The 11,317-nt window shown below is 70.4% G+C and carries 12 protein-coding genes; 5 read left to right on the top strand and 7 right to left on the bottom strand.

Features of this window, described 5'->3' with window-relative positions:
• Positions 1-45 precede the first annotated feature (45 nt).
• The 6 genes from QOZ81_RS10710 to QOZ81_RS10685 all read right to left on the bottom strand — a co-directional run bounded on the left by QOZ81_RS10710 (position 46) and on the right by QOZ81_RS10685 (position 6,957).
• The gene (locus tag QOZ81_RS10710; protein WP_291206909.1) at positions 46-1,617 is read right to left on the bottom strand and encodes an FAD-dependent oxidoreductase; all 1,572 of its coding nucleotides are present in this window, start codon (positions 1,615-1,617) and stop codon (positions 46-48) included.
• A gap of 186 nt (positions 1,618-1,803) precedes the next feature.
• A complete protein-coding gene (locus tag QOZ81_RS10705) occupies positions 1,804-3,354 on the bottom strand; it encodes a polyamine aminopropyltransferase (protein ID WP_291206914.1) in 1,551 nt (516 codons plus the stop codon).
• Entirely contained in the window at positions 3,347-3,565 is a 219-nt protein-coding gene (locus QOZ81_RS10700) for a DUF350 domain-containing protein (protein ID WP_291206917.1), read from the bottom strand. The genes QOZ81_RS10705 and QOZ81_RS10700 overlap by 8 nt, the downstream gene beginning before the upstream one ends.
• Positions 3,565-3,744 (bottom strand): hypothetical protein, encoded by a 180-nt coding sequence (locus QOZ81_RS10695; RefSeq protein WP_291206920.1) that lies wholly within the window; start codon positions 3,742-3,744, stop codon positions 3,565-3,567. Before QOZ81_RS10695 ends, QOZ81_RS10700 begins: the two co-directional genes overlap by 1 nt.
• Positions 3,744-5,774 (bottom strand): DUF4178 domain-containing protein, encoded by a 2,031-nt coding sequence (locus tag QOZ81_RS10690; RefSeq protein ID WP_291206923.1) that lies wholly within the window; start codon positions 5,772-5,774, stop codon positions 3,744-3,746. Before QOZ81_RS10690 ends, QOZ81_RS10695 begins: the two co-directional genes overlap by 1 nt.
• 25 nt (positions 5,775-5,799) lie before the next feature.
• On the bottom strand, positions 5,800-6,957 hold the full coding sequence (locus QOZ81_RS10685; protein ID WP_291206926.1) for a pyridoxal phosphate-dependent aminotransferase: 1,158 nt from the start codon (positions 6,955-6,957) through the stop codon (positions 5,800-5,802).
• 76 nt (positions 6,958-7,033) lie between these two features.
• On the opposite strand from QOZ81_RS10685, the gene elbB reads away from it, so the two are divergent.
• Positions 7,034-7,711, top strand: a complete 678-nt coding sequence (gene elbB, locus QOZ81_RS10680; protein ID WP_291206929.1) for an isoprenoid biosynthesis glyoxalase ElbB — start codon at positions 7,034-7,036, stop codon at positions 7,709-7,711.
• On the opposite strand, the gene QOZ81_RS10675 is transcribed toward elbB, so the two are convergent.
• Positions 7,708-8,409: a hypothetical protein gene (locus tag QOZ81_RS10675; RefSeq protein WP_291206932.1), complete on the bottom strand. Its 702-nt coding sequence runs from the start codon at positions 8,407-8,409 to the stop codon at positions 7,708-7,710. The two genes, elbB and QOZ81_RS10675, sit on opposite strands and share 4 nt — an antisense overlap.
• A 34-nt stretch (positions 8,410-8,443) precedes the next feature.
• Here QOZ81_RS10675 and QOZ81_RS10670 point away from each other — a divergent pair, with 34 nt between their 5' ends.
• Genes QOZ81_RS10670 through QOZ81_RS10655 form a run of 4 tightly spaced genes read left to right on the top strand, consistent with a single transcriptional unit; the run spans position 8,444 to position 11,317 of the window.
• Positions 8,444-9,097 carry a DUF2520 domain-containing protein gene (locus tag QOZ81_RS10670; RefSeq protein ID WP_291206935.1) on the top strand — a complete coding sequence of 218 codons (654 nt, stop codon included), beginning with the start codon at positions 8,444-8,446 and terminating at the stop codon, positions 9,095-9,097.
• Between the two features lie 20 nt (positions 9,098-9,117).
• On the top strand, positions 9,118-9,966 hold the full coding sequence (locus tag QOZ81_RS10665; RefSeq protein ID WP_291206938.1) for an EamA family transporter: 849 nt from the start codon (positions 9,118-9,120) through the stop codon (positions 9,964-9,966).
• Complete coding sequence (gene miaE, locus QOZ81_RS10660; protein ID WP_291206941.1) at positions 9,963-10,556, top strand: tRNA isopentenyl-2-thiomethyl-A-37 hydroxylase MiaE; 594 nt, start codon at positions 9,963-9,965, stop codon at positions 10,554-10,556. The genes QOZ81_RS10665 and miaE overlap by 4 nt, the downstream gene beginning before the upstream one ends.
• Before the next feature lie 59 nt (positions 10,557-10,615).
• Positions 10,616-11,317 carry a TetR/AcrR family transcriptional regulator gene (locus QOZ81_RS10655; protein WP_291206944.1) on the top strand — a complete coding sequence of 234 codons (702 nt, stop codon included), beginning with the start codon at positions 10,616-10,618 and terminating at the stop codon, positions 11,315-11,317.

Genomic DNA, 11,317 nt, shown 5'->3' with positions numbered 1-11,317 from the left:
AGAGGCCGCGCATGGCATGTGCCGGACATCACAGCCCGGTGACAGCTACCGCCAGGTGGTCCCGGATCGACCCAGGGCCGCGAGCACTTCCTCCGCCGCCCGGAGCCCATGGTCCTGGGCCTCCTCGAAGAGGGAGAAGCCGCTGAGCTCGGTGTGGGCGAAGTGGATGGCGCCGAAGGGGCGGGCGAGGGCCAGGAACTCGGAGTCCCAGAGCAGGCCCGGCGCGGGGCGCACCATGGCGTGGCCCCAGCGCATGACGTCGAGGCGCGCCACCAGCCCCTCGAGATCGGGGTGGGCCGGCCGGAGGTCGGCCATCACCATGCGCGCGCAGGCAGGCCAGTCCAGGGCCAGCAGCCGTGCCCGCTCGGCCTCGCAGTCGGCTCCGGAGAACGGCCGGTACCAGGTCCACACCGTGGGGCCGTGGTCCCGCAGACTCTGGTGCGTGGCCACCACGTAGCCCAGGGCCTCGCTGTCGCGCAGCACGTTGTCCCAGGCCAGGGGGAAGGTCGGTTCCTGGGGCCGGGCCCGCAGCGTGAGGTTCGCCACCAGCCAGGGCGCGTTGTGGATGCGGGCCAGGGCCGGGCGCGCGGCTCCGAGGCCCTCGATGGCGTGCCGCGCGACATGCTGGGGACCCGAGAAGATGACGCGCTTCGCCAGCCAGCCCACGGGACGCTGGGCTGCGGCATCCCAGGCCGTGACGCGGAGGCCCTTCCGCTCCGGGCGGATCGCGGTGGCCATCACGCCGCAGCGGAGCCGGTCCCCGCAGGCCTTCCGCAGGTGGTTGACGAGGAACCCGTTGCCTTCGGGCCAGGTGAGCAGGGGGCGGGAGTCCTCGCCGGGGCCCTGCTTGCGGGCGGCGAAGTAGAAGAGGCCGGCCCAGGCGCTGGTGGTATCCAGGCGGGAGCCGTAGTCATCCCGGCAAGCGTAGTCCAGCAGCCAGCGCAGGCGCGGCGAGGTGAGGCCGCGGCCGTCCAGCCAGGCGGCCAAGGAGAGGCCATCCAGGGCGCGTGCCTCCGGCGCGTCGGAGCACCGCGAGCGGGGAATGCTGAAGGCGGGGCGCCCCTTCGCATCCCTGAAGGCGGCCCAGCGGTCCACCTCCTGGAAGAAGGCGTGGTACTGGCGCTCGTCCTCGGCGCTGGCCCCGGCCCGCAGGTAGAGCCCCTCCCACCACTGGCCGTAGGCGAAGAGGCGTTCCTCCGGCGCGCGGACGGTGGCCTCCTCCGCGAAGACCGGATCGCCCTTGGGGTCGAAGCCCTCCAGCACCCCGCACTCCTTCAGCAGGCGGAGCACCGCGCGGTTGCCCCGGTCGGGCACGGGCAGGTAGTGGGCGGCCCAAGGGAAGGCGCTGACGTGGTTGCGGCCGGAGCGCGAGGTGCCGCCAGGCTCGGGTTCCAGTTCCAGCACGCGAAAGTCGTCCAGGCCGCCGCCCGCCAGTCGCCAGGCGGCGCTGAGACCGGCGACCCCACCTCCCACGACGAGGACGGAGATCGGCTCGAAGCGCTCGGGTTCCGGAAGGTCACGGCCCCGGAAACGGTGTCCCAGCGCGAGGTCCGGCCCCACCAGCTCGCCCGGGAAGGGGAACTCGGGCTTGCGGCGACAGGCGATGGGAACCGCCAACAGGGCGCCTGTGGCGAGAAAGTCGCGGCGCCTCATGGGCGAGAGAATAAAGGAAAGGGCATGGAACCGCGAATGGCGCGAATCGCCCTTCGGGCGCGCGAAAAATGATTGTGTAGATCTGCTGTGGGCAGATGACCGTCGATGGCATTTCCATTCGCGCCCATTCGCGTCATTCGCGGTTTTCCTTTACGACCATCGCCGCCACTCCCGGGTGTAGAGGTGGACGAGCACCTGGTTGTCCAGGCGGTTCACCTCCACGGGGACGCGGTCCATGTCCTTGGGGAAGGCGAACATGGCGCTGGTCGCCTCATCGGACAGGTGGCGCAGGCCCGGCAGCACGCGGGCGGGCACTTCGAAGTCGCGCTTCGAGGCCAGGGCGAACCCCCACACGCCGAAGGAGGGCACCGCCAGGTGGAAGGGGCGCACCTTGAGGCCCGAGGCCTCCATGGTGGCGGCGATGCACCAGAAGGACTGCCGCGCCATCAGGGGCGAGGTGCTCTGCACGGTGATCATGGCGTCGTCCGTGAGCCGGCGCTGGAGCAGGCGGTAGAAGCGCGACGTGTAGAGCTTCCCCAGGGCGTAGGTGTTGGGATCGGGGAAGTCCACGTAGGCCAGGTCGAAGGGGGCCCCGGTGGTCTCCTGCAGCCACACCATGGCATCGGCGTTGACCACCTTCACGCGGGGATCGTCCAGGGCGGCGCCGTTGAGCTGGCGCACCATGGGCTGGCGGCGCGCCATGTCGGTCATGGCCGGATCCAGATCCACCAGCACCACCTCCTGCACCGAGGGATGCTTCAGCACTTCGCGCACGGCGAGGCCGTCGCCGCCGCCGCAGATGAGTACGCGCTTGGCGTCGGGCCGCAGGCCGAAGGCGGGGTGCACCAGGGCCTCGTGGTAGCGGTACTCGTCGGCGCTGGAGAACTGCAGGTTGCCATTGAGGAAGAGCTGGAAGCTGCCCCGGCCGCGGGTGAGCACGATGCGCTGGTAGGCGCTGTCCCTGGCGTAGACGATCTCGTCCGCGAAGATCTCCTCCTCCACGGCCAGAGTGAACTTCCCGGCGAAGGCAAGGCCCACGGCCAGCAGGACCATGACGGCCAGGCAGCGCAGGCGGATCATCCGGGTGGGGCCCAGCTGCGACTGCAGCAGGTGCGTGGACCAGAGGCCCACCCCGGCGTTCAGCAGGCCGAAGAGCAGGCTGGTGCGGACCAGGCCCAGCTTGGGCATGAGCAGCAGGGGGAAGAGCAGGGAGGCGAAGAGGGCCCCGATGTAGTCGAGGGTGAGCACGCCGGCCACCAGGTCCTTGAAGCGCACCTGGTCCTTGAGGATGCGCATGAGGATGGGGATCTCGAGCCCCACCAGGGTGCCCACTGCCACCACCGTGCCGTAGAGCACCACGCGGAAGGCATGGGTGTGGGCGAAGGCCTGGAAAAGAATGGGGGCCGAGAAGCCGCCCACCAGGGCCACCGCCAGCTCCAGATCCACGAAGCGCCGGGCCAGCCCGCGGTGAAGGAACTTCGACAGCCAGGAGCCCAGCCCCATGGCGCTGAGATACACCCCGATGACCGTGGAGAACTGCGTGACTGAATCCCCCAGCAGGTAGCTCGACAGCGTCCCGGCGACCAGCTCATAGATCAGCCCGCAGCTCGCGATCAGCAGCACGCTGATGAAGAGAAGAGGGGCCTTCAGGGTGGGCTGGTCAGCAGAAGCTCCCGCATCCGGTTGCGGCAAATCACCCATGGATCGCCGCGGCGATGATGATGCTGATGCCCAGGATGAGGCAGCCCAGGACGATGCCGAGGGCGATGTTCTGGTCGTCCTCCATCTCCTTCCGCAGGGAGAAGGGGAGGACCTTCACCAGGAAGAGCCAGACCAGGCCCAGGATGACCAGACCCAGGGCGGAGAAGACGGCGGCAACGAGGAGCTGGTGCAGCATCTGGTTCGTGATCATCACTTACCTCCGTGGAAGCCGTTGTTGTGCAGGAAGGTGCGGTAGGCGCCGGGCGTCTGGCGCACGCTGGGCGGAAGATCGGCCCGGCGCCGCTGGCCGAAGAATTCGCGGCCGAAGAAGCCGTTGGCGACCATGAGGCTGAAGCCACCGCCGAGGAAGAGGATGTAGAGGATCCGCATCAATCGTCACCTCCGCTGGAAGATGCCGCCGTGCCGTACATGCTCTCCTGCCAGCGGCGGCCTTCGAAGGCGGCCATCTGGAACACCAGGAGCAGGGGCACCACGAGGATGGCCAGCAGGGCGAGCCCGGGGTAGAGCCAGCGCATGACGCCCTGGCGCAGCTGCACGTCGATGGCGCCGACGGGAGGGAACTTCCCGTCCCACTGGGGGGCCAGGCGCAGCACGTAGGTTCCGGGCGGCACGGCGCTGAGAAAGACCGTGCTGGTCTGCTCGCCCTCGGCCCAGGACTCGCCGCCGTCCACACCGTGGTAGAAGCTGCTCTCCAGGAGGAAGAGCTCGGCCACGCCCGTGGTCTCGCTCACCAGGGCGCCCTCCAGGCTGATCCAGCTGTTGTTGACCGGGGCGCTGAGGGTGACGGCCAGGTTGCGGCGGCCGTCCTTGATCTCGATGGGACCGGAGAAGTAGACCGGTTCCTGGGCCTCGGCCGCCGGTGCGTCCGGCGGGCTGGGCATGGCGGGCCGGCGAAGGGGAATGCCCTTGCGTACGGTCTCCGCCGCCTCCTTGCGGAGACCGGGCGCCAGCTCGAAGAGGTCCAGCCGCTTCTTGAACAGCTCTTCGTTGCGGTGGGTGGCGGACTCCACCATGACGAGGGCCAGCAGCAGGCCAAGAGCGCCCACGATCCAGAGGGTGGATTTGGAGAGCGTCACCTTGTGGGGATTGGGCTGGAAGGATGAAATGCCGCGGGGCGTCGGGGGCGCGTCCTTGAGCTTGAAGGCGGTCCAGACCGCTTCCGGATCCAGGTAGGTGGAGAGGTTCCAGTTCACCTCCTCACCACCGCCCTTGTGCCCCTGGCGCTCGCGGGTGAGGCTGCGCGGCGGGGCGATGAACTCGGCCACCTGCACCCGCTCGCCCTGCTCCACGGTCCAGTAGAACTCGCCCCAGACGCCTTCGACCACGGCCTCGACATCCTGGAACCGCCGCCAGTTGACACCGAGCGCGTGGAGGTTCTTCTGCCCATCACGCGCCTGGGGCACCTCGCCTGGGGGCATGGCCACGGCCAGGCTCCAGTGGCCGTCGCTCTCCACCAGCCACTTGAAGCCGCGCTGGGCATCGAGGAGCAGGTACTCCGTCCAGGGGTAGGCGAGGCCATCCACGGTGCAGCTGCGGCGCAGCTGGCCGATGCAGGTGACCTTCTCGCCGCCCAGCACCCCCTCAGTGCCCAGGGGGATGGCCACATCCTGGTGGGGCTGCTTGAGGCTCTTCAGGAAGGCCAGCTTCCCGTTTTCCGCTGAGAGCAGGCTGCCGCAGCTGGGGCAGCCCACGCGCTGGGTCTGGTCCGGCGCATGCAGGGCCAGGGCCCCGCCGCACTTGGGGCAGTTGAGGTTCTGGGCGCCGACCTTGACCGGCTTCCGTACGCCGCCCTGAATTCGCAGGTCGGCCAGGGGGATCTCGCGGCCCAGGAAGAAGAGCGGCGGATCCTCGCTGTAGTCCAGGGTGGCGAAGGCGCCGTTGCGGCCGGAGAGGTCCGCGAACCGGTAGGTGGCGCCGGGCTCCACGGCCCAGGGGATCTCGCCCTCGGCGCTGTGGAAGGTGGCTTCGCTGATCTCGCCCACGGTCCAGAGACCGGCCGGGCCCAGGTCGGCGAGGCCCCCGGCCTGCAGGCTGCCGACCGCCGGCAGGGTGCCGTGCGGGTCCTGGGTGAAGGTGAGGTAGAAGCGGCCCTGCGCCTCGGCGAGCCAGCCCCAGCGGCCGTCATCCAGGGCCAGGTACCACTCGTCCCACACGCCGCCCAGGGGATGCTTCAGCTGGACGCGCCCGGCGAGGGTGAAGGACCGCCCCGTGTAGGTTCCAGAGGCGCCCAGCCCCAGCGGGGAGCCGGTGTCCACCAGGTCGGCCACCTTGCCGATCAGCTCGGGGTCGCGGTCCTTCCGGGCGGCGAGGGCCTTGCAGTAGGTGCAGACCGCCACCATGGTCCCGGGCCGGAAGCTCAGGGCGGCACCACAGCTGGGGCAGGAGGCGAGGATGCTCATGGAGTGGGGTGATTATGCAGGGGCGTCACAGCCAGGGGAAGATGCGATGCAGCCCCTCGCTGAATCCGGACTCCCCGGTCAGGAGGCTGAGGACCAGGTGGCCATCGCCGGGCAGGTCGAAGAAGGAGCCGGGATAGATCAGCACTGAGGCCTCCTCCAGCAGCCGCAGGGCGCAGGCCTCATCCGCATCCACGGCCGGCCGCCGCAGCAGGACCGACCAGCCGCCCTCCACGGGCAGCCGCGACAGCGGCGGCTGACCGGCCAGCGCCGCATCGAGGACCGTGAGGTTGGCCTGGAGTCGCTCGAGGATCTGGGCCCGGATGGGCCTCGCCAGTTCCAGCAGACGCGGGGCCGCGGCCTGCACCGGCGCGGAGACGGAGAGGTACTGATCCGCGAGGAAGGCCAGGGCCTCCAGGCCCGCCGCCGCCCCGGGGCCGCGCCCGGCGATCCAGCCGAGCTTGAGCTGGGGCAGGGCCGCCACCTTGCTTAAACCCGAAAGGAGGAAGACGGGGCAGGGTGGATCGGGATCGAGGAGGGCCGTGGCCATCCGATCCCCGGCCGGCTCCAGGGCGTAGTCCGCAAAGACCTCATCGACGAGCAGGGCGAGGCCGTACCGGGCGCACAAAGAGGTCAGCGCCGCCCACTCCGCCTTCGTCAGGAAGTGGCCGGTGGGATTGTTGGGATTCACCACCACCACGGCCCGCGTGCGCGGCGACACGGCGGCCTCCAGGGCCCCCAGATCCAGGTGCCACCGATCGTGGAAGTAGGAGGGCACCGGCCGCGCCAGCAGGCCCTCCAGCCGCGCCAGCCACTCGAAGAGCGGGTAGCTGGGGCTGGGCACGAGCACCTCGTCCCCGGGGTCGCCCAGCAGCTTGAAGAGCAGGCCGTAGCCCTCGCTGGTGGAGGCCGTGAGCAGCAGGTTTTCGGCGCGGAGGCCATGGCCGTGGTGGGCGGCGATGGCCTCCCGGGCCGCCCTGGCTCCCTGGGGATCGGGGTCGTAAGCCAGCACCGTGGGCTGGGAGAGGGCCTGACGGATCTCCGCCTCGGGATAGGTGAAGCCGCACCGCGTGGGGTTGGAGACCGTGAGGTCGAGGACTTCCCGGCCCTGGGCCCGGAGCCGGGTCAGCGCAGCCGTGAGGGCGTTCGGCTCGAAGCCCTGCGGCAGGCGGGAGGAGAGGCGCATGCGTTCAGGGTAGACGAGAACCGCAGCCCGCTTTCCGGATTGGCGCGATAATCACTGGAAGGCTCAGGAGGCTCTCATGGCGAGGACGCTCAAGGTCGCGGTGCTGCTGGCGGGGTGCGGCCACTTGGACGGTGCCGAGGCGCGCGAGGCGGTGCTGACGCTGCTGGCCCTGGACCAGCACGGGGCCGCCTTCCAGTGCGTCGCGCCCAACGCCGACCAGCACCACGTCATCAACCACGCCACCGGTCAGCCCGTGGCCGGCGCCGTGCGCAACATCCTGGAGGAGGCCAGCCGCATCGCGCGGGTGGGCCAGTGCCTGGACCTGGCGCAGGCCCGCGTCGAGGACTACGACGCGCTGCTGATGCCCGGTGGCTACGGCGTGGCCAAGAACCTCTGCTCCTTCGCCTTCAAGGGGCCGGAAGGCGAGGTCCGGGCCGACGTGGCCGCCTTCCTGCGCGGCTTCTTCGACGCGAAGAAGCCCGTGGGCGCCATCTGCATCGCCCCGGCCCTGGTGGCCCTGGCCCTGTCGGGCCGGAGTGCGGCGCGGCTCACCCTGGGGGGCGATCCCGGCTGCGCGGATGCCATGCGTCGCCTGGGGCACCTGCACCAGGACACGCCCAGCGCCCGCGAGATCGTCATCGACGAGGCGAACAACCTCGTCACCACGCCCGCCTACATGTTCGACGACGCCCGGTTGAGTGACGTGTTTGTCGGGATCGAGCGCTGCGTGGCGGAAGTGCTCAAGCGGGCCTAGCCTTCCTCGTTTCGGCGTGGGTGCACCATACGCCGGAGTGCCGGCGTCAGGATGCGGCTGGCGGTGAGGATGCGGGCCTCTTCGTCCAGCGCCTTGATCCACGGCGCCGCGTGGCCCAATGCCAGGCCCGAGTCGGGCAGGGGGAGGCTGCGGTCCAGCACCTGCAGCACCTGCTCCGCCACGGGCCCGGCCTCGCGCCAGCGCGAGAAGGCCAGGGCCTCCGCCTGGGGCGGGCGCAGGGGCGGCTGGATGAGGGCGACCAGGGCTTCCAGTCCCAGCTTGGGATGGTGGAGGAAGGCCGCCAGGACCGAGGGCGCGGGGCTCTTCCACACCATGGGCCAGAGCTGTCTCGGCGCATGGATGGCGAGGCTGCGGCGCTCGCCGGTCGTCATGACCGGCCACAGCTGCTGCAGCTTCTCCGTGGCCTGCTGGGCGGCCTGGGGGTGGGCCGCCGCATCCGTCGCCACCGCGGCGAGGGCGCGCCAGGGCAGGCGGCCCAGCAGGCGGGCGCGGAGGTGCGCGGGGGCCTTCGGGTGCTGGGCGATCCAGCGCAGCAACAGGGGCCGCTTCTTCAGTTCGGGCAGTTCCGCTGCGGATTCCAGCCAGCCACGGGGCGGATCCGTGTGCCGCAGCAGCCGCAGGAACCGGGGCCACGGCACCTCGGGGGGCAGGCCCCATGGAACGGAGGATGGTTTCACTCCCCCAGCCTACCTCCAACAGGCTGTGGCCCAATTGCGCCACACTGTCCGGATGACCGTCGAATTCACCATCCTGGGCCGGGGCCGAGCGGGGCGCGCACTGGCGGCGGCCTGGGGTCCGCGGGTGGCGCTGTGCGAGCATACGGCCCGGCCGGAAGGCCTGGTGGTGCTGGCGGTGCCGGACCGGGCCCTGCCGGAACTGGCGGCGCTGTTCCCGGGGCGCTGCGTGCACCTGGCGGGCAGCCTGCACCTGGAGGGCGTGCCCTGCGCCCATCCCCTGACGAGCTTCGACGGCCAGGCCCGCGACTGGACGGACACGCCCCTCGCGGTCACCGGGGCCCTGCCGGATGGGCTGCGCCGCGCCTTCGGCGACCTGGGCTTCATGGCCTTCGATCTGCCGGCGGAGCTGAAGCCGCTCTACCACGCGGCGGCCGTGCTCACCTCGGGCCATGCGGCCACCCTGTGGCTGGGGGCCGAGGCCCTGCTCCGCGCCCAGGGCGTGGCGCTGCCAGGCCGTGGGCTGCTGCCCCTGGCGGAAGCCACCCTGCGCAACGTGGAGGCAGGCGGCGCCGTGGGCCGCACGGGACCCTTCGTGCGCGGTGACGAGGCGACCATCGCGCGGGACGCGGAGGCCCTTCCGGCCCCCTGGCGCGAGATCTTCCTGAAACTCGGCCGAGGTCTCGACTGACCCCACCTCCCTGGAGTGCCATGTCCCTGCTGCTCGTCGTCTCGGTCCTGTGGGCCCTGTCCTTCGGCCTCACGGCCCAGGTGAGCGGCCTGGGCGCCCCCTTCGTGACCGCGGTCCGGACTCTGCTCGCGGCACTGGTGTTCCTGCCCTTCCTGAACCTGAAGGGGATGGCCCCGAAGCGGGTGGCCGCCTTCGCCGCCATCGGTGCGCTCCAGTTCGGGCTCATGTACCTGCTCTACGTCGCATCGTTCCATTGGCTGCGCTCTTCGGAGGTGGCCCTCTTCACCATCTTCACGCCCCTCTTCGTGACGCTGGTGGACGACCTGCTGGAAGGGCGGAGCACCGGCAAGGTCTGGCTCGCGGTGGCGGTGGCGGTGCTGGGGACGGGCATCTGCGTGGGCTCGGGGCCGGGGCGGGCGGGCCTGCTCTGGGGTTTCCTCCTCATGCAGGGGGCGAACCTCTGCTTCGCCCTGGGCCAGGTGCTCTATCGCCGCGAGGCCCCTGCCACGGGGAAGCGCGACCGGGAGCTCATGGGGATCCTCTACCTCGGTGCAGCGGCGGTCGCCGTGAGCCTGGCTGCTCCGTGGATCCAGTGGCATCAGGTCTTCACCCTGAGCCTCCGGCAGGCGGCGGTGCTGGCCTACCTGGGCGCGGTGGCCTCGGGGCTGGGGTTCTTCCTCTTCAACGCCGGGGCCCGGCGGACGGACATCGGGACCCTGGCCATCTTCAACAACGTGAAGATCCCCCTGGCGATCCTGGCTTCGGGGCTCGTGTTCCGCGAGGCCATCGACTGGCCCAGGCTCATCCTGGGTGGGGTGGTCCTCGCTTCCGCCCTTGCGCTCAATGGCTTTCCAGGAGGACGCCCATGACCGGATTCCGGCCGCCCCTGGCCCTCCGCGCCAGCACCCCCGCCGCCTGGGCCGAGGCGGCCACCGCCGATCCGGCGGCCCTGCTCTCCGATCACGCCCATTGCGAGAAGAAGGCCGCCCTGAACGCCCTCAACCTGAGCCAGTCCTTCGCGGACACGCCGCGGGCCTCGATCCTGCTGGCGCGGCTTGCGGAGGAGGAACTCAACCACTATCGGCGGGTGCTCGAGGCGCTGCACGGATTCGGCTGGGCCCTTCAACCGGACCTGGGCAATCCCTACGCCCAGGCCCTGCACAAGCTCGCCTCCAAAGGGCTGCTTGACCGCCTGCTCATCGCCGCACTCATCGAGGCCCGCAGCTGCGAGCGCCTCTGGCTGCTGGAGCAGGCGGGCCCGGCCCAGGCCGAGTTGGGTTCCGCGGGCTGGCTGACCTTCCTTCTGGAGCTGGAGCGCTGCGAGGCGGGTCATGCAGTGGCCTACCGCAGTCTGGCCGAGGAGCGCTTCGGCGCCCAGGCCGAAGCCCGGCTGGAGTGGTGGCTGGACCGGGAGTCCGAAGTGATCCAGGCCCTGCCCTGGCGGTCTGCGGTCCACTAGGTCCCTTAACCAGGAGTAGGCTGTTTCGTGGCATTCTGAGGCGTCTTCCGAGGCAGCCTATGTCCACCGTTCCAGACCATGGTCTCAAAGAGATGGTGCCGGTTTTCGGGCCCGAGGCCCTGGGTGTCGGCACCCACGGCAGCTTCCACGCCGCCCTCGAGCGGCTCAGCGGCGAGGGCGACCTCAAGGCCCGGCTCCTGCTCTCGGCCCTGTCCCACTTTGCGGCCAAGGGCTACGACGGCGTCCAGGTGAAGGAGGTCGCCGAGGAGGCCGGGGTCTCCAAGCCGACGCTCTACTACCACTTCGGCAGCAAGGAAGGGCTCTTCCGCCAGCTCTGCCTGGTGTCGCTGGCCAGCATGGCCGTGCGCATCCAGGCCATGGTGGAGCCCTACCTCGCCGCCCCGATCCAGGGCAGGCCGGCCCTCGAAGCCGCCTGCCTGGAGCTCTGCCGTGCCTACCTCGGCATGCTGCTCGAGAGCCAGGAGTTCACCGGCTTCATCCTGCGCTCCATCGCCGTGCCCTCTCCGGATTCCAGCTTCCGCGACCTGATGCCCCTGGTGGAGAAGGGCCTGAGTCCCCTCGGCATGTTCATGCACCACGCCTTCGGCACCGGCCTGGAGCAGGCCCGCAAGGAGGTGCTGCTCTTCACTTCGCTGGTGGGTTCGCTCATCGAGGAGAAGCTGCGCGATCCCCAGTACCAGATCACTGATGAGGAGATCCGGTGGGTGTCGCAGCGCTGGCTGCACGGCGTCCTGGGCTGA

The organism is Geothrix sp. (assembly GCF_030219325.1).
Classification (GTDB): Bacteria; Acidobacteriota; Holophagae; order Holophagales; family Holophagaceae; genus Geothrix.
Note: the sequence above shows the minus strand (reverse complement) of the source record. Positions and strands in the feature narration are given on the sequence as shown.